Below are 17,014 nucleotides of genomic sequence, written 5' to 3'. Positions count from 1 at the left end.
CCGGAGTTACGATGTTCGAAACCCTGAACCTTCGCAAAGTCGACAATCTACTTTCCCTGATGCAGGCATTCAGAACCGATCAACGGCCTGATAAGGTCGATCTGGGTGTCGGCGTCTACAAGAACGACGCAGGCGACGTCCCCGTGATGCGCGCTGTGAAAGAAGCCGAACAACGCTTGGTGGCGGACGAGGAAAGCAAGAACTATGTCGGCATTGCCGGGGACGCAGGGTTCCGCGAGTTGATTCCGGGCCTTCTTCTGGGCGCTGATCATGCGCTGATCGGCGAATCCCGCATCGCCTCCATCCAAACCCCCGGCGGCACCGGAGCCCTGAAAGTTGCATGCGACATGCTGCAGGCGATCACTCCAGGCAAGACACTCTGGGTCAGCACGCCGACTTGGGCCAACCATATCCCAATTGCCACGGACGCAGGGTTGACCGTTGCTCAGTACCCCTATTTTCGGGGAGAGACCCGGGGGCTGGAATTTGACGCGATGATGGAACACTTGCGTGCCAACGCCCAGTCTGGCGACGCGCTCATGTTGCACGCATGCTGCCACAACCCTACCGGAGTGGATCTGAGTTCAGAGCAATGGAAAGCTGTCACGGATTTCGTGCTGGACCGTGGCTTGCTACCGGTCGTGGACTGCGCCTATCAGGGTCTAGCCGATGGTATGGATGCAGACGTGGCCGGGCTGCGCCATATGGCGGCCCGCGTTCCGGAAATGCTGATCGCCAGTTCTAATTCCAAGAATTTCGCGATCTACCGCGAGCGCACCGGTGCGCTTAGCCTGGTTGCAAAATCCAAGATCGAACTGGCCGCGACCTTTGCTGCCGCCGAAACAGTGATCCGCTCCAACTATTCCATGCCGCCTAGCCACGGCGCACGGGTGGTATCAACTGTCCTCCAGGATTCCGCCTTGCGCAAAATCTGGGAGGCGGAGCTGACCGATATGCGTGACAGGATTACCTCCATGCGCAGCGGCCTGCGATCGCGCCTGCAAGCGCTTGACGTCGAGGCGGACACATCCTTCCTGACCGATCAGCGTGGAATGTTCACCTATACCGGCTTTACCCCCGATGACGTTCATTGGCTACGAGAGATGCGGGGCATCTATATGGCCGGTGACGGTCGGATCAACATCGCCGGTCTCGGCAGCGCCAATATTGATGCTGTGGCTGAGGCCCTCGCCGCCCGCCTTGCGTAGGGCTTAGGGTAAGTCGGAAGGCAGGCCTCTCAAGAAGAGCCTTGCGACAATTAGTTTTTCAATTGTCCCGTGAGTTCTCTCGGCGCTCTTTGACGCTATTTGCGCCCAATTGGATCATGTCGTTTCGCAGGTCTTCCTTTAGAATTTGCTAGGTGTGGTATGCGCCAAAATGTCCAAGAACGGCGACACTTTACAGGAAAGGGCGACCCAAAAAGCAGAATTCAGCACCGAATGCCAGCGCCCGAACTATGTCCAAACTTCCGCGGATGCCGCCGTCAATAAGGATCTTAGCACGCGTTCCGACGCGGTCGCGGATCGGCGGCAGCAGCATGATAGACGCCGGCCCTCCGTCGAACGGTCACCTGCCGTGGTTGGAGACCACGATCCCTTCAGCGCCAAGTTCAACGGAGTGATTGGCGTCTTCGGGGTCTTGGATGCCCTTGACGACCATGCTCAGGGCGTAGGAAAAGCTGTGTTCCTTTGCTGCACCAGCCAGTGCCCGCTCCTGGCTACATCAACCCTGACATGCCCACTGGGGGCATGCCAAATGGGACGGAAAACCGTTGGCCGCAAAGCTCGGTTTCAAGCAAGGGCTCGAAAGTTCCATGGCAAAAACTTGGGCCCAAAGTGACCGTGTCCAGAGCCTGCCGATTGGCGTCGACCAAACGCTCCGTCCCGGTGCCGCTAACCAGATACTACCAGGCAAAAAATAGAATACGCTTCTTCGCCCGATTGGAAAGGTCGGCAACGGTGGGGTATTTGCTAAGAGGCGCTTGTCTCCATCGGCTCACCGCCTCAATCCTCAACGCTTGCCGGTTGGCTTTCGTCGCCCGAATTGCTTGCCAGAAACCAGAGCGCCGCCGCGACCGCCAGCACCAGCAACACCAGGGCAATCGGGTAATTGACCACCCGCGTCCAGTCACCATCCATCAGTGCAAGGCTTTGGGAGAGTGAAATCTCAAACCTCGGGCCGAGGAAAAAGGCGATAATGAAGATTACAACAGAATAGCCGAAGCTGGTCATCAGGTAACCGATGCCCGCAAAAATCAGCATGACCGCAACACCGAAGAGACCGCCTGTCGCCATCGAAACACCGACGATGCACAAGAGCAAAGCGGAAGCGAAGATGATCGATTCCGGGGCCGAGACCACTTTGGCCCAGAACCGCAATCCGGCCTGACCGACCCAGAGGTTCAGGAAATTGGCCATGATCATCGCACCGAACAGCCCATAGATCAGGCGCCCCTGATCCTGAAACAGGAGCGGGCCGGGTTGTATGCCGTGGATCATGAACGCACTGATAATCAGCGCGGCACCCACGCTGCCCGGAATGCCCAGGGTTAGTAGCGGAATCAGGTTCGAGCCGACAACCGCCGAGTTGGCAGATTCCGCCGCCGCAATGCCCTGCAAATTGCCTTTGCCGAAACTGCCCGGGTCTTTCGAGGTGCTTTTGGCCATGGCATAAGACATGAAGGCCGCCGCCGTTGACCCGATGCCCGGCAGCGCACCCAGTATTGTGCCAATCACCGCGCCACGCAGCATGGTAAACCGACAGGCCCAGTATTCCGCCCAGGTCACACGGCGGTCATCAGGATTGCCAGTGTCTTTGACTTCAATCGCGCCTTTCATCTCGCCCTGAATTTGCGATAGGCGTCGGAGAATTTCGGAGATCGCCAGCATACCAATTGCCACCGAGGCCAATGGTAGCCCGTCGAACAACTCCCAATAACCAAACAGCAGACGGGGTGTGTAGTTTTCAGGGTCACTGCCAATCATCGCGCAAAACAGACCAAGGGCAGCGGCAATCACGCCCTTGACCAACGAATTGCCGATCAAACCGGAAAGGACGGCAAAGGCGAAGATCATCAGCGCGAAGATTTCGACGGGTCCCATCCGCAACGCCAGAATAGCCAAGGGGGCTGAAACGGTGATCAGAACGATGTCGCTAAACGTGTCACCGGTGACGGACGAGAACAGCGCCATCTTGGTGGCTTTGAGTGGCTTGCCATCACGCGCCAGCGGATAGCCGTCCATCGCCGTGGCCGCGGCGTCCGGAGTTCCGGGCGTGTTCATCAATACAGCAGGCACTGCGCCGCCAACCAGCCCGCCCTTGTTCACGCCAACCAGAAAGGCGATTGCAGGTAACGGGTCCAACCCGAATGTGAAAGGTATGGCAATTGCCATCGCCATGACCGGACCGATACCAGGAACAGCGCCGACGAATTGCCCGACAACGACACCGAACAGAACGAACGCAAGGTTCCAGAGCGTAAAGGCGTCTCCGAACCCGGCGAGGATTGTAGCAAAGTCAACCATTCTTCTTCCTTCAGGGCAGAGCCCGCTCCAATACCTGCACAACGAGGAGCCAAATAGCCGCGGGTAAAGCGACGACACCGACACCCAGCCAGAGCCGGCGGCGCTCGCCGATCATCAGCATGATCACCAGCGCTATGACGGGCGCGGCGTAAACAAAACCGACGTAGGACATCAGCAGCAATCCGGCGGCCAGCAACAAGAAATACAGACCGGCAAAAAGGAATTCACGCTGTCCTTGCACGCGATGCGCCGTGGGCTTCAAAATCAACAGAGCGCCACAGACGGACAGGACGACGGCAATGGCGTTCGGGATTGTCCCAGGCCGAACCCAACTGCTGTCTTCAATAGTCTCGACATAGGTCGGGATGACAACGAAGTAGAGCGCGAGCCCAAAGAACAAAAAGAAACCACCGGTCACACGATCCGCAGATAGTGGCATGATACCCTCCCTGGAAATTCATGCGCCCGCGGTTCAATTCGGCGGGCGCACCTTTGTTACTTTGCGAACAGGACTTTGACGTTCTCGACGCCATCAACCAGCATTTGCTTGGTTCCGTCCGGGCCGAGGTTCAGCGTGTCTGTGGTTGCCGCATTCTGCGCGACTTCGGCAACCTCATCCGAGGCAATCGCATTCTCAAGGGCCTCGGTCAGAGCGGCCAGTGCCTCGGGATCGGTGCCTGCTGTCGTCGCAAAGTAGAAAAACGGATCGACATAGGCGTCGAAACCGGCCTCACGGAAAGTCTCGGTATCGGGTGCATAGCTGTGACGCGCGTCGTTGGCGCTGGCGATCATTTTGAAATCACCAGATTGCAGATACTTTAAATGCGTGCCCGCTGAAAACCCGGCCAACACCTGACCACCCAGCAGTAGCTTCTGCGTCTCGGCCTCACCTTTGGTCGAGACAAAACGGAACCCTGCATCAGTTTCCCGGTTGACCACTTCCAACAACAGCTTCTGCGGACCGGCGCCAAAGCCAATCGGCAAACCGTCGTTTGCCTTGGAATAGTCGACCATTTCCTGAAGCGTGTTGAAGGGCGCATCAGCGCGAGCGATCAACGCTAGCTGGGCGCGCGCCACGGTTCCCAGATAGTCGAAGCTATCCAGATTGAACGGCAGTTTGTCTCCACGCGCCACCAGGTTGATCATGATTGGCATATTGACGCCCATGCCAATGACATTGCCACGCGGTGGCATCTTGGAGATGCCGGTGAACAGAGCAACGCCACCACCGCCGGTCTTGTTTTCTGCGATGATGTTCCAACCGGTCTGTTCTTTCATAACTTTAGCAATCACGCGGCCCATAGTGTCGGTCGAACCGCCTGCACCGAAACCGATCTGCAGCTTCAATGTGCCACTGGGCTTCCAGTCGGCTGCATTCGCTGCGCCCGCAATTGCGATGACGGCGCCAGCGATGACACCAGAAAGTATCGATTTGAGCTTCATGTTCTTACCTCCTCGGGAGAGCTTTCAGAATCTGGGTTGAGATTGATTTGACCGGCATCTGGCAACTCCGTAACCGCGGAGCTAGCGGCCCGCTCGATGCGGGAGCACATTTCGAGGAACTGGAAACGCTCCTCCGGCGATAGCGCTGCGTCGATTGCATCGGTTATTCTTGTGACCACTGGCAAGAGTGTTTGATGTGTGGCGCGCCCTTCTTCGGTTAGAAAGAACAGTCTGGCACGCCGGTCCGTCTCGGATGGTTTAGAATCTATTAGCCCCTGATCGCACATATCTTTCAAAGCGCGACTTAGCTGCGCCTGTTCCATGCGCGTGAAGTCGACCAATTCGCGCTGCGTGGCGGTATCAACCAGCGACAAGCCCATCAGGATACGCCAGGAGACCAACCCAATGTCACCTGCATCCGAAACAGTTCTCATGACCTGGGATTTCAGGAACCGGGAAAGTCGGAAAACCGCCACTGCCAAAACGCTGGCACCATGCGGAACTTGACTAAGCTCCATGCCCTTTAGCCGTCCGTTCAACAGCATCGCCGAATCCTCCCTTCGCTTCACTAAACAAACCTTGTTTTGCATACAATACATATCTATGACATGTCATGGAAATGCTTCGAGCGGCGAAAAGGTGCCTCTGGGGCGTTTCCCACTGAGAGAGGAGTGAAAATGACCTTCAGGAACGTTCTAGTCGCGTATAACGGTGGACCAGGCTCTCGGTCTGCGCGCAAATTTGACATGGCCAATGCCAATGCAGGGACCGCTGTTGTCGCTTTGGACGGCGGGCGCCGCGCCGCACGTGCTGTCTTCGACGCGATGCCAATCCTGAAGCGCAGCAAGCGGGTGATTTTTGCTACGATTGATGAAGCGCGAACCCGTGGAAGGGCGACGACTGGCGCGGACAATTTGGAAGCGGTTTTCGGTCGCTATGGCCTTAATATAGAGCACCGCATTGTTCAACCTGCCGTTTCGACAGCAGCAAGCTTGCTTCAACTTTGCCAGGAAGTGCATGCCGCGCCGTTGGTCATGGGCGCTTATGTATACTCACTCTGGTCCGAAGATCTGATGGGTGGGGTAACGCATAAGTTGGCACAGACACTGAATGTCGCGATCCTAATGTCACACTAAACAGGTTCATTATGCCCAAGAAAATCCTATTCATCATGTGCGACCAGCTTCGTTACGATTACCTAGGTTGTACAGGACACCCCCACATCCGCACCCCCAACATTGATGCACTGGCGGCGCGCGGTGTTCGATTTGACCGGACCTATGTGCAATCCCCAATTTGCGGGCCAAGCCGCATGAGCTTCTATACTGGGCGCTATACCCGCTCGCACGGGGCGCTCTGGAACGAGCATCCTTTGCGCGTCGGTGAGATGACGATCAGCGATCATCTGCGCCCGTTGGGGGTTCGCACTGTGCTTTGCGGCAAAACTCATATGACGGCGGATGCCGAGGGGATGAAGCGGCTTGGTATTGATGCATCGAAAGGGATCGGTGCGCTGGTGGCCGAATGCGGTTTTGAAATTTGGGATCGCAACGACGGTGTTGTTCCCGATGGAGCGAAGAAGCAGCCTTCACATTACAACAAACACCTGAAGGAATTGGGTTATGGCGGCCCCAACCCCTGGCACCAATGGGCCAATTCGGGGCGTGGAGACGATGGTGAGATCCTGTCGGGTTGGCTGTTGAAACACGCCTCCGAACCGGCCGCGGTAGCGGAAGAGGACTCCGAGACTCCGTATACCACCACTCGGGCGATCGAATTTATGGAGCAGGCAAAGGAGGACAGCTGGTGCTTGCATCTGTCCTATATCAAACCCCATTGGCCCTATGTCGTCCCCGCTCCCTATCATGACATGTACGGCAAGGACGACATCATCCCTGTCAATCGGAGCGACGCAGAAAGGGAAGACCCTCACCCGCTGCTTGCAGGCTATTATAGCCACCGCTACAGCCAAGCCTTCTGCCGCGACGACGTGCGTGAGGCTGTTATTCCGGCTTATATGGGCCTCATTACCCAAATCGACGACCAGATCGGACGTATCGTCAAATACCTGGAGGACAGCGGTCAGGCGGACGAAACACTGATCGTTTTCACATCGGATCATGGCGACTATCTGGGCGATCACTGGCTGGGCGAGAAAGAACTGTTCCACGATGCCTCGGCACGCGTCCCGCTAATCGTGGTCGATCCGAGCTCGGCGGCAGATAGTACACGCGGGCAGGTCAACACCGGCCTTACCGAAGCCATCGACCTTGTTCCGACCTTCGTGGACTTCATGGGCGGAAAAGTACCCGACCATATTCTCGAAGGGTACTCGCTGCTTCCCGCGCTGCATGGCCACAACCACAAGATCCGCGAATTCGCGGTTTCGGAGTACGACTATTCCGCGCGCCCGCATCTACGTCACCTCAGCCCCAACGCAAAAAGCTGCATGTTGACAATGGTATTCGACGGACGGTGGAAATTGGTCTGTGTCGAAGGGCACCGCCCGATGCTCTACGATCTCGACACCGACCCACAGGAGCTGACCGATCTCGGCGACTCTCCGGATCATGCCGACCAGATCTCGCGCATGCGGGACATGTTGTTCGACTGGTCCAGACGCCAGCACAACCGCATCACGATCTCGGATCAGACCATCGATGAAAAGCTCTGCCGGGAAGAAGCCCTAGACGGCGTCTATCTGGGGTTCTGGGATGAGAAGGAACTGGAGGACTGGAAAGTCAGAAATGGCGGCACATAAAGTGGGCAAGCAGTCAGGAGCAAAGCAGGCACTAAGGGAACTCGGCTCCCAGCTGACCCCGATCCGCCCTTGGTTCGGGCAGATCACAAAGGGAACGCTCAGGGCCGATGCAGCAGCGGGATTAACCAATGCGGCTATTGTGCTGCCGCAAGGGGTCGCCTTTGCCATCATCGCAGGTCTGCCGCCGGAGTACGGCCTGTTTACCGCTATGGTGGTAACCGTCGTCGCCGGGTTCTGGGGCTCATCCATGATCATGGTGTCCGGCCCAACCACAGCGATATCAGCAGTGCTTTTCGCAACACTTTCCGAGGTCGCCTCGCCAGGTACAGCCCTGTTCACCAGCCTGGCAATCACACTAACCCTGATGGTCGGCGCACTGCAATTTGCGGCCGGACTGCTGAGGCTGGGCGGGTTGATTTCCTTCATCTCCCATTCCGTTCTCACCGGCTTCACCGCCGCCGCCGCTTTGCTGATCGCAGCCTCGCAGCTTGGCGGCGTCCTGGGGGTTGAAACCGAACGCGGCGGCGGCGTTCTGGAACGGCTATACCGGGTTTGGCAACAAGCCGAACACACCAACTGGACGGCGGTCACCATCTCGGCGACCACACTGGCGGCGCTGTTGATCACGCTGCGTTTCAACAAGCGCCTGCCCGCTTATATCATCGCTCTGGCGGTTGGATCGGTGGTTGGTTTTCTGGTGGGCGCGCCGGAACGAGGTGTAGCGATGTTCGATCCCTTGTCATCGGTCCTGCCCTCGTTTCAAGCACCGCAATTGGACCTGGGAGTCTTGCGCGACCTGCTGCCGAGTGCCTCCGCCCTCGCCTTTGTTGGATTGCTCGAAGCCATTTCCATCGGGAAAGGGTTCGCCATGCGCCGGAGTGAAGACTACAGTTCGAACCAAGAGATCATCGGCCAGGGTTTGGGCAACATGGTCGGCTCTTTTTTTCAATCCTATGCGGGGTCTGGATCGTTCACCAGATCCGGGCTGAACGCGGATAGCGGCGCTAAGACACCCCTCTCTGCCATCTTCGCAGCTGGTTTTCTAGCTGTTCTACTGTTCTTAGTGGCCCCCTTCGTTCATCTCGTTCCGGTACCCGCGATGGCGGCGCTAATAATATACGTAGCCTGGCGGTTAATCGATTTCGTCGAAATCCACCACATCTTTCGTGACAGCCGCAGTGAAACATTCATTCTGAGCGCCACCTTTGCCACCGGTATTCTGACTGAGCTAGATTTCGCCATCCTCGTAGGTGTTCTGGTCTCGTTCTCAGTGTTTCTGCGAAACAGCTCTAATCCAATCGTATCGGTGGGCGCCCCAGCGACTGTTGAAGGTAGACGAGTGTTTATGAATGCACATGCCTATGAACTGGACCAATGCCCGCAGATCGTGGCCACACGGCTTGATGGGCCACTGTTTTTTGCCTCGGTAGAGCATGTGGATGCGGAGTTACAACGACTGGAACCCTTGAACGGTCAGCACCGAACCCGTCTGATCAATCTGGTTGGTGTCGGCAAGATTGACCTATCCGGCGCGGCCTTTCTACTGAAAGAAATCCGAAAGTCCCGAGCACAAGGCAAAGACACATTCATTCTTGTTGCCAATCCGCAAGTCATTCGGATTCTGGACCGGTTTCATGTACTCGAAGAGCTTGGCGAGCAGAACCTGTTTCCTCACAAAGGCGAAGCAATTGCAGCTGCAGTACGCAACGCCGACGACGCAATCTGCGCCACTTGTCAATCGAGGGTTTTCAAGGAATGCGCTGGCAAGGCTGCAGCTGTTGATCAGATGTTGGTCAAACTGGAATGAGTTGTCATTGTAATTAGCCGCAACAGCAGAGCAAGCACCTGCTCATGATACTGAAATGTCAAAAGACAAAGGTCAGAAAATACGCTGAGTGCAACGGATTAGGCGAATCTATCCCGTAACAGCCCTCTCAGAGCGCCTTTTTCCAATCCCACAGAGCACGCCCTGCGCGCAGGTGTAAATCGGGGCTATATGGGCAAACTCGAAAACGCCAAGTATGCAGTCTCGGTCGATATCCTCGAGAAGATAGCAAAAGCGCTTTCGGTGGACCCGTCCGAGCTGGTGGCTCCGCGTCACTGATCCTCTCAACTTATTTCAAATCCAACCTTCAGATAGTTCGTTGAACCATTCACGGGAGTTAAGCCGATGTCCTCTCTTCGCCCCAAAGCACAACCTATATCAGTTCAACGGACCAGCACGGCGATTTTGCAAGCTACGTGATTAAGTATGCCGTTTAGGACTGGGCGGCCGGTGAAGAAGACACCGTCCTTCCAAGTCAAGAAGGTCTTCACTTCGCATGGCGAGCGGAATTCGATACTTCCTGCACCGAAGATGAACGTGCTCTTCGGTCGCTCGTTTGCCATTTGTTTCCTCCGTTTCCCCAAACAGAGCGGAGGACCACTTCTATGGGGGAAGATCAGGCTTAAATGGCTGTCGGTCTCGGCGAATATCTTGAAGACAAAGACATGCATCGCGTTCGTGGTGCGCCACGTCACCCCAAAATCCAGGGCAAGATCGAAAGATGGCATCGGACCATAAAGAACCGGGTTCTCCTGGAAAACTACGCCCTGCCCGCCGATCTGGAACGCCAGATCGGCGCATTGGTCAATCACTATAACAACCGCAATTATCACTAGAGCTGTGACCGCCTGGCGCCCGCCCACGTCTATCACGATCGAGGCCCAGAGATCCAGAAACAGGCAATCAGAAAACGCCGGTTGCAGCACCACGCCGCTGCCGCATAAATATAGATCGAACCAGAGTCTCCGTTACGAAGCAGAAAACCGTCTGACGAGCGACGTCTAGAAAACTTGAGTGAAGGCGTCCCCATGGCCACAAATACGAAGCTACACCCTCGCAATCAACACACAGAAGGCTATGACTTCGCGCGCCTAGAGGCACAAACACCTGAGCTAAAGGCCTTCACGATCAGCAATCCAAGCGGTCAAGCGACGATCGACTTTCGAGACGTCGACGCCGTCCGAATGTTGAACCGCGCATTGCTAGAGGCACATTACGATATTGATTTTTGGGATATTCCCGCAGGTTACTTATGCCCTCCCATTCCAGGTCGGGTCGACTATATCCATTATCTCGCGGATTTGCTTGCTGGCAGCAACAAGCGAGAAATCCCGCGCGGCCCTCAAATCAAGGCGCTGGACATCGGCACCGGTGCAAGTTTGGTCTACCCACTCACAGGTCAACATGAATACGGCTGGCACTTCACAGGCGTCGACATCGACGCAGGCGCGCTTAAATCGGCCAAGAAAATTATCGAATTCAACAAGTTACCAATATCAGTTCGGCAACAAAACCAACAAGAAAATGTCTTTCGCGGTGTGATCAAACCCAGGGATCGCTTTCATCTGACCATGTGCAATCCGCCCTTCCATGGCTCAATTGAGAAAGCGAGCAAGGGAACCCAACGCAAATGGGTAAACCTTGGCAAAGGGCGTTCAACCAAGCTCAACTTTGGCGGTCAAAACGCCGAGCTTTGGTGCCCCGGCGGCGAGATTAAGTTCATTGCACGCATGATTGAGCAGAGCTTAGAATTCTCAAATCAGTGCTTATGGTTTACCTCGCTAGTGTCGAAAAAAGACAATCTGCAACCTCTTTCGCGGATTTTAAAACGCGCCAGGGCAGTTGACTATAAAGTTGTCGACATGGCGCAGGGGCAAAAAACAAGTCGTTTCATTGCTTGGACTTACATGAACAGAAAACAACAATCCTCGTTTTTTAGAAGAGACTGATCCCTGAAGGCTTTGGCGCTGCAGCGTAGATTTCGATGGGACGGCATGACAATCGTTACGCCCCCCTATGATGTCCGATCAGGGCTGTGAGCCACGATCTTTTCGAAGGTCACGGATCGGAATTCCAGGCTGCCTAAAACGGCAGCTCGACGCCGAAATTGCTCTCTAAAACTGCTTCGAAGGGTCGGTAGACTAGCGTGTTCGTATGGCTTGCGAATACAGCAAATCGGATTGTTTGCGTTTGGACGGGCCAGGCAACAATGCCGCTTCATGGCACTTTTGCAATGTCCCCTCCCCGCCAAGCACACCAAGATCTTCCAGATATTGCGGCAACCGTCCCGACAGGATCAGGCTCTGCCGCAGGGGCAGGTCCGACTTCTGATTACGAGCCACCCCATAGACCACCGTTGTGCAATTGGCTGTAATCGTGTTGCAAAATTGCGGCTTGCGTTCAAGATCCTGAGCCAGGCCCACATAGGACATGAACATGGCGCGGCGCTGGTCTGCGGTTAAATTGACAGGTAACATGCGCACTTCTTCACCGCAATAATCAGTGCGAAGCTTGACGGTATCTCGTTCGGTCGCAGCAATCAGCACCAGCTCTAACTGCCGGAAGAAGCCTCCAATTTCGCTAAACCTTTCTCCTTCTTCGCGGCGAATTTCTACAGAGAACACCACCCTTTTGCCATCGGCGAACCCAAAACTTACCAACAGATGCGCAATGTAGGGATTGCCCCAGACCGAGGTCAGCATGTCGACGCTTTCCAGCTGTTCCAAGTCGTAATCCTGCGTAATCCAGCGTTCGGTGGCCGTGATAGTGTTTTGCCAATCAAAATCACGCACATTGGCAATTTCACGGTCATATTACGCGATCGCTGTCTTGCAAACCCTGCGCTCCGCCTTAAGTGCAGCAATGGCCGAGGCAGCCTCCATCGCCAGGTCTTCACGGTCTTTTTGCAAGGCGTCCAGCGCGCGAACTTCCAGATCCGCAAGTTGCTTTTCAACTTTAGCCGCTGATTGTCTCTCCCGTTTGGCATGGGCCATAACAATGGCCTCTGCCCGTTTCGATTGCGCCAGACCCTATGCGGCATCGCGCATTTTCTGTTGCAGGATTGGCTGAGCGTTGGCGTCAATGATGGCCTGCGCCATGTCGTGACTGCGTCCGCGGATCAATGTGGTCGTTATCTTGAACATGCAGGTGCTTGCCGCGCGCTATGTTGATTTCGCCCGTAACAATCGACTGTTATGGATTTCGCTATTTGAACACCGCCCAACAGAGGCGCAAAGCATCCCCGACTGGCACCGACAGGAACATGCCGTTTTGATCATGGGGATCATGGCTCCGCTGAAACGACTGCGCCCAGATCTGGACGAACCCGGCCTCGCCCTTAAGGCACGCACGACATTTGCCGCCGTGCATGGTGTTGTCCTCCTTGCGCTTCAAGGGCGGTTCGTCGGGGTGCCAATGGCGTCTCTTCATCAAGAGGTCAGTGCCCTCGTCGCCGCTATGACCCGCGGCGCCCATTTGGCAGACGAGGAACAACCTCCGAAGCTTGACTGACGCATCAATGAAGCCTCCAAACTTGCCAAACACGTGAATTGGCCGAGAGGTGTAAATGCTGCAACCTCTCCAATGACCGCAACGAGCCCATCCCAATCATTCTATACAAGCTGTAGCGAGACTGAGAGGGACAAGGATCACGCCACAGACAAAGCCATCATAAGACCGCTCAACACCTTGGAGTGCTAGAACGGCGATCACGGCTGATAGGATGCCTCAAACCAATCTCAACACGCTTAAAAAGATTTACTGAGGACTTGTGAACAGAGCGAACAGTGTTTGTTGGTCAGGAATACCGGTAATTTCGATCTCGCGCGCGCTTTGAAATCCCTCAAGCGCTTTTCGACTCTGCTCATCATAAACACCGTCAACCTTACCAGGGTTATAGCCCAATGAGGTGAGCCTTTGTTCGATCTGCGCTATCGTTTCTGTATAGAGCACCAGCGCAGATGATCCATTGCTCAGCCCAGTCGCGTTCGATTTTGTGGTGAGCCGCAGTGGCAAGAGATCACGCATCAAATCATTGAACACATTCATAAACTTCTCATTTCCGTCGCGGTTGCGGCAGAGTTCACGCGACAGCCCTAAAAGCGTCTGAGGTGTTTGCCAGGGCGCCGCATCGAACGTGTCATCAAAATGCTGGTTCATGCCCGTCAGATACCCGTCTATCCAACCTGCATACAGTGCCAGATCGTTGGTTTTGTTATCCCAGGAATGCAAGAGCGCACTACAGGTCTGCAACCCCGCTCCCTTAATTGCGAATTGGCCGTTCGAATCCGCAGCATATGCCGGGCAGGCCAAACAAAGAACCAGCACCCATCGCAGCCAGAGCATCTAATTTCCATCCACTAAAAATGAGGAAAAGGCGGCCTTAGCAAGCCGCCTGATCAAGAGGTTTTTTCGTTACTTCGTAGATTTCCGCCGACGCATGAGGCCGAACCCACCAAGCGCACCAACAAGCAACAGACCCGTTGCAGGCAATGGAACCTGAGAGGGAACACCACCGCCAACATCCAGGGTGATCGGCGTGATCGATACCGATCCATCGCTCACTGCAGACACAAAGCTCACCCCAAGAGGAAATGCCAGAGCATTCGCGGGGTCCAGGCCAAGATCCGGGTCAATTCCCAAGAGTTTGAACGTTGTCGGCGTCTCGCCGAACAAGCTCTGAAAATCAAGGGTCGCACCCGCAGCAAGTAGATGCTGAACTCCGCCGACTTCAACGATATATCCATCGAGATCAGCAACAGTAGCAAGCGATGGTGCGGTGATGCTCGCAAATTGATCCGTTCCGGCATCATAGGTGAACCCAACAGATACAGGTGGGTCAATCCATACGGTTTCCCCGGCAGGCACTTCAGGCAATGCAATCACAAATTCACCCGTTTCCGGATCCGGCGGGTTGGACGGCAAAACCGGATTAAATTCTGTTGTACCAGTGCCAGTGGTGGGCGTTCCGCCAGTATCACCTGGGTTACCCTGCGCGATAAAGCTGCTGAGATAAATCGTTGTGTCCAGGCTGGTATCGCCGGAATCACCAACAATGATCTGGAACTGATTTACCTCGCCTGGGTTCACCGGAACGTCGAAACGCAGCACGGGGTTGCCGTTTGGCGCCAATACCGCGTTCAGTTCAGTTCCTGTTATCGACGCGTCAAAATCTGGATGGTTCACGTTCAGCGGCAAGTTCGGTCCGCCGTCGGCTGGCTGTACGCCCGCGACATTGGTTCCATTCACAAAAAGCCCAAACCCGTCGACGAATTCGCTGCCTACAAATCGAGGGAATTCTTCCGACCCGAACGTACCGAAAAAGCTGACCTGTGAAACATCCGCATCAACATTGAATGAAATATCGAGCAAGGCCACATCGAAATGAAAGGGTTGCCCTGAAATCGGCCCGAGCAACGCTTGCTCTTCTGGAGTGGCTCCGTTGAATGCTTCGTCAACTTCTCCGCCAAATCCAAATTCGTCAAATTCGGTTGTAAATGCGGTCTCAGTATTCGGCCCGTCAGCATAGTCGCTGACATGACCGCTTGACAACACGATGCCGCTGTTGGGCAAGCCGTATGTGCCACTTTCATTTGTAAACGTTCCCGTTTGACCAAATGCACCATCAAGCGTTGCATCAGTAATCTGCAAACCGGGTAAGTTTAAGAACAGAGTATTCGCAAGCCCTGTTGCATCCGAAGTTGGTGAAATAGAAATCGCATGCGCAGGAGCAGAAAGAACGCTACCCAACAAAATCGCCGTTAGAGATAGTTTTTTCAACTGACACTCTCCCAAAATTATCCAATAAACTATGACGTGTGTTTGTTAAAATTTTATCCAATTTGCACCTACTCCAACTCGGGCTTTTTTTCAACGGATTTTGTCGAAATTAACCCTGTCAAATGACCGCATCGGAAAAAATCACTGTGCCACCGGCAATGCGCCTCCACAACCCTGCGGACATGCTCACGTAAGCAACGGTGGAAAACTCAAGGTTGCTTTTGCTCGCATAGTCAGCCGTAGCGGAACACCGGTATCCAGCGCGATTGTGCTTAAAGGCGTTTGGTCTTTTATCGCCCACAGCTGACATTGATCGGCCCCATTCGTGTAGCCCATCTCGTTTTTTGACTAGCAGGGCCATCAACTATGGTGAACTCTCTCAACCAAAACCAATACTCTGCAATCAAAGATTGAAAAATAGAAATTCAAGCTGTTCCACCGCGGCACCGATTGTCGGGATGATCCATGAATAAGAGGCTGGCATGCCAACGGCGTCAAAGTTTGATCTGTGGGGAATGTGTATTCAAACACTAAAAGCGGATTCATTGCGCAAACAATGTGTGAAACTCACCGCAAAACCCAGCGTGATGTGCCCCCCTGCCGCAGCTCTCTCTATGTAGGTCGGATCTTTAGCTGAAACAATTCGCCCGCCACCGACCTACGCACGGCTGTCCATAGCAACAGCACCGCGCATTTGCGCGCCGTCCCGCCCTGGCGGCACCCCAAACATGCGGCTGTACTCCCGGCTGAACTGCGACGGGCTTTCATAGCCAATGGCGAACCCAACCTGCGCCACATCCACCCCATCTGCCAGCAGCATACGCCGCGCCGCCTGCAGGCGCAGGCTCTTTTGAAACTGCACCGGTGTCATTGCCGTTGCCGCCTTAAACTGCCGATGAAACGTTGCCGGGCTCATCCCAGCAAGCCTCGCCAGATGCGGCACGCTCAAAGTCTGGGTGAAATTCTCCCGCACCCAGGCAATTGATTTGCCAATACGCGCAACGCGACTGTCGGCAAGGCCAATCTGGCGCAAGGCCCCCGCCTGCCCCCCATTCAAAAGCTGCCAGGTGATTTCACGCTGCACCATCGGCGCAAGCACCGGGATATCATGGGGGCGATGGGCCAGGTTCAACAGTCGCTCCAGCGGGTCAATCAGATCCGCAGACAGCGGCTGCACTGCAAGCGCCTCGGGACAGCTTTCCCCATTCTGACCCGTAATGGGATGATCCAGCAGCAGCTCGGCGACCACCGCCGGGTCGATATTGACCACCAAGGCCACATAAGGCTCTGCCGCGGACGCCGTGATAATCTCTGCCCGCACCGGCACATCCAATGAGGCAATCAGGCACTTCCCCGCATCATAGTGATAGCTGCGCTGCCCCACCCGACTGATCTTTGCCCCCTGCAGCACAATGCAAAGCGACGGCTGATAGACCCCGTGAATGGGCCCCATCGGCTGCTCGGATACCGCAAGAATAACGCCCGGAAGCGGGGTCTCGCGCCCATGCGCCTGCCACAGGTCCAATGCGCGGGTGGTCAATGTTTCAAGATGCGGTTTTGCCATGATCCCACCTTAGCCAGCAGGCGATCGCTTGCCAGCGCAATTCCACCCCTTTGAGAGGATCGTGCAAGCTTTCGCGAGGATCAGCGTGGCGCGCGACCACAATCCACCCGCATATCTAC

At 55.3% G+C, this 17,014-nt stretch carries 17 protein-coding genes and 2 pseudogenes; 8 read left to right on the top strand and 11 right to left on the bottom strand.

Annotated elements, in window-relative coordinates:
- Positions 1-11 precede the first annotated feature (11 nt).
- Positions 12-1,208 carry an amino acid aminotransferase gene (locus GG681_RS15045; RefSeq protein ID WP_153548855.1) on the top strand — a complete coding sequence of 399 codons (1,197 nt, stop codon included), beginning with the start codon at positions 12-14 and terminating at the stop codon, positions 1,206-1,208.
- A gap of 190 nt (positions 1,209-1,398) precedes the next feature.
- Here GG681_RS15045 and GG681_RS18095 read toward each other — a convergent pair.
- From GG681_RS18095 to GG681_RS15010, 6 genes and pseudogenes are all read right to left on the bottom strand, one after another.
- Positions 1,399-1,659 (bottom strand): annotated as a pseudogene (locus GG681_RS18095) (alpha-hydroxy-acid oxidizing protein).
- A 58-nt stretch (positions 1,660-1,717) separates the two neighbouring features.
- Complete coding sequence (locus GG681_RS18090; RefSeq protein ID WP_153548913.1) at positions 1,718-1,900, bottom strand: alpha-hydroxy-acid oxidizing protein; 183 nt, start codon at positions 1,898-1,900, stop codon at positions 1,718-1,720.
- Between the two features lie 103 nt (positions 1,901-2,003).
- Complete coding sequence (locus GG681_RS15025; protein WP_153548852.1) at positions 2,004-3,524, bottom strand: tripartite tricarboxylate transporter permease; 1,521 nt, start codon at positions 3,522-3,524, stop codon at positions 2,004-2,006.
- A gap of 10 nt (positions 3,525-3,534) precedes the next feature.
- Positions 3,535-3,963 (bottom strand): tripartite tricarboxylate transporter TctB family protein, encoded by a 429-nt coding sequence (locus tag GG681_RS15020; RefSeq protein ID WP_153548851.1) that lies wholly within the window; start codon positions 3,961-3,963, stop codon positions 3,535-3,537.
- 56 nt (positions 3,964-4,019) lie between these two features.
- Positions 4,020-4,967: a tripartite tricarboxylate transporter substrate binding protein gene (locus GG681_RS15015; protein ID WP_153548850.1), complete on the bottom strand. Its 948-nt coding sequence runs from the start codon at positions 4,965-4,967 to the stop codon at positions 4,020-4,022.
- Positions 4,964-5,557, bottom strand: a complete 594-nt coding sequence (locus GG681_RS15010) for a MarR family winged helix-turn-helix transcriptional regulator (RefSeq protein ID WP_194287196.1) — start codon at positions 5,555-5,557, stop codon at positions 4,964-4,966. The genes GG681_RS15015 and GG681_RS15010 overlap by 4 nt, the downstream gene beginning before the upstream one ends.
- A 156-nt stretch (positions 5,558-5,713) precedes the next feature.
- Between GG681_RS15010 and GG681_RS15005 the strand changes: the two genes are divergently transcribed.
- From GG681_RS15005 to rlmF, 6 genes and pseudogenes are all read left to right on the top strand, one after another.
- Positions 5,714-6,103 carry a universal stress protein gene (locus GG681_RS15005; protein WP_153548848.1) on the top strand — a complete coding sequence of 130 codons (390 nt, stop codon included), beginning with the start codon at positions 5,714-5,716 and terminating at the stop codon, positions 6,101-6,103.
- Between the two features lie 11 nt (positions 6,104-6,114).
- A complete protein-coding gene (locus GG681_RS15000) occupies positions 6,115-7,728 on the top strand; it encodes a sulfatase-like hydrolase/transferase (RefSeq protein WP_153548847.1) in 1,614 nt (537 codons plus the stop codon).
- Positions 7,715-9,535, top strand: coding sequence for a SulP family inorganic anion transporter (locus tag GG681_RS14995; RefSeq protein WP_153548846.1), 1,821 nt, complete (start codon positions 7,715-7,717; stop codon positions 9,533-9,535). The genes GG681_RS15000 and GG681_RS14995 overlap by 14 nt, the downstream gene beginning before the upstream one ends.
- A gap of 162 nt (positions 9,536-9,697) precedes the next feature.
- Positions 9,698-9,832, top strand: a complete 135-nt coding sequence (locus GG681_RS14990) for a helix-turn-helix domain-containing protein (protein ID WP_268969010.1) — start codon at positions 9,698-9,700, stop codon at positions 9,830-9,832.
- Between the two features lie 386 nt (positions 9,833-10,218).
- A pseudogene (locus tag GG681_RS14985) lies at positions 10,219-10,386 on the top strand (integrase core domain-containing protein); the annotation flags it as partial.
- Between the two features lie 195 nt (positions 10,387-10,581).
- Positions 10,582-11,502 (top strand): 23S rRNA (adenine(1618)-N(6))-methyltransferase RlmF, encoded by a 921-nt coding sequence (gene rlmF, locus GG681_RS14980; RefSeq protein WP_153548843.1) that lies wholly within the window; start codon positions 10,582-10,584, stop codon positions 11,500-11,502.
- Between the two features lie 192 nt (positions 11,503-11,694).
- On the opposite strand, the gene GG681_RS14975 is transcribed toward rlmF, so the two are convergent.
- Positions 11,695-12,345, bottom strand: coding sequence for an Lnb N-terminal periplasmic domain-containing protein (locus GG681_RS14975; protein WP_328593410.1), 651 nt, complete (start codon positions 12,343-12,345; stop codon positions 11,695-11,697).
- A gap of 21 nt (positions 12,346-12,366) precedes the next feature.
- Positions 12,367-12,546, bottom strand: coding sequence for a hypothetical protein (locus GG681_RS14970; protein ID WP_153548842.1), 180 nt, complete (start codon positions 12,544-12,546; stop codon positions 12,367-12,369).
- 148 nt (positions 12,547-12,694) lie between these two features.
- Here GG681_RS14970 and GG681_RS14965 point away from each other — a divergent pair, with 148 nt between their 5' ends.
- Complete coding sequence (locus tag GG681_RS14965) at positions 12,695-13,063, top strand: TetR-like C-terminal domain-containing protein (RefSeq protein ID WP_153548911.1); 369 nt, start codon at positions 12,695-12,697, stop codon at positions 13,061-13,063.
- 246 nt (positions 13,064-13,309) lie between these two features.
- On the opposite strand, the gene GG681_RS14960 is transcribed toward GG681_RS14965, so the two are convergent.
- The 3 genes from GG681_RS14960 to GG681_RS14950 form a co-directional block, all read right to left on the bottom strand.
- Entirely contained in the window at positions 13,310-13,897 is a 588-nt protein-coding gene (locus tag GG681_RS14960; protein WP_153548841.1) for a peptidoglycan-binding domain-containing protein, read from the bottom strand.
- Between the two features lie 69 nt (positions 13,898-13,966).
- Positions 13,967-15,331: a choice-of-anchor L domain-containing protein gene (locus GG681_RS17955; RefSeq protein ID WP_194287195.1), complete on the bottom strand. Its 1,365-nt coding sequence runs from the start codon at positions 15,329-15,331 to the stop codon at positions 13,967-13,969.
- A gap of 658 nt (positions 15,332-15,989) precedes the next feature.
- Complete coding sequence (locus GG681_RS14950; protein WP_153548839.1) at positions 15,990-16,895, bottom strand: AraC family transcriptional regulator; 906 nt, start codon at positions 16,893-16,895, stop codon at positions 15,990-15,992.
- Positions 16,896-17,014: the final 119 nt, after the last annotated feature.

Origin of the sequence: Tritonibacter aquimaris, assembly GCF_009617595.1 — a bacterium.
GTDB classification, from domain to species: Bacteria; Pseudomonadota; Alphaproteobacteria; order Rhodobacterales; family Rhodobacteraceae; genus Epibacterium; species Epibacterium aquimaris.
Note: the sequence above shows the minus strand (reverse complement) of the source record. Positions and strands in the feature narration are given on the sequence as shown.

Bases quoted from the DNA above. Each gene is read 5' to 3' on its own strand.
- GG681_RS15045 (WP_153548855.1), top strand. From the start codon at position 12: ATGTTCGAAACCCTGAACCTTCGCAAAGTCGACAATCTACTTTCCCTG.
- GG681_RS15025 (WP_153548852.1), bottom strand. From the start codon at position 3,524: ATGGTTGACTTTGCTACAATCCTCGCCGGGTTCGGAGACGCCTTTACG.
- GG681_RS15020 (WP_153548851.1), bottom strand. From the start codon at position 3,963: ATGCCACTATCTGCGGATCGTGTGACCGGTGGTTTCTTTTTGTTCTTT.
- GG681_RS15015 (WP_153548850.1), bottom strand. From the start codon at position 4,967: ATGAAGCTCAAATCGATACTTTCTGGTGTCATCGCTGGCGCCGTCATC.
- GG681_RS15010 (WP_194287196.1), bottom strand. From the start codon at position 5,557: ATGCAAAACAAGGTTTGTTTAGTGAAGCGAAGGGAGGATTCGGCGATG.
- GG681_RS15005 (WP_153548848.1), top strand. From the start codon at position 5,714: ATGGCCAATGCCAATGCAGGGACCGCTGTTGTCGCTTTGGACGGCGGG.
- GG681_RS15000 (WP_153548847.1), top strand. From the start codon at position 6,115: ATGCCCAAGAAAATCCTATTCATCATGTGCGACCAGCTTCGTTACGAT.
- GG681_RS14995 (WP_153548846.1), top strand. From the start codon at position 7,715: ATGGCGGCACATAAAGTGGGCAAGCAGTCAGGAGCAAAGCAGGCACTA.
- rlmF (WP_153548843.1), top strand. From the start codon at position 10,582: ATGGCCACAAATACGAAGCTACACCCTCGCAATCAACACACAGAAGGC.
- GG681_RS14970 (WP_153548842.1), bottom strand. From the start codon at position 12,546: ATGGCCCATGCCAAACGGGAGAGACAATCAGCGGCTAAAGTTGAAAAG.
- GG681_RS14965 (WP_153548911.1), top strand. From the start codon at position 12,695: ATGCAGGTGCTTGCCGCGCGCTATGTTGATTTCGCCCGTAACAATCGA.
- GG681_RS14960 (WP_153548841.1), bottom strand. From the start codon at position 13,897: ATGCTCTGGCTGCGATGGGTGCTGGTTCTTTGTTTGGCCTGCCCGGCA.
- GG681_RS14950 (WP_153548839.1), bottom strand. From the start codon at position 16,895: ATGGCAAAACCGCATCTTGAAACATTGACCACCCGCGCATTGGACCTG.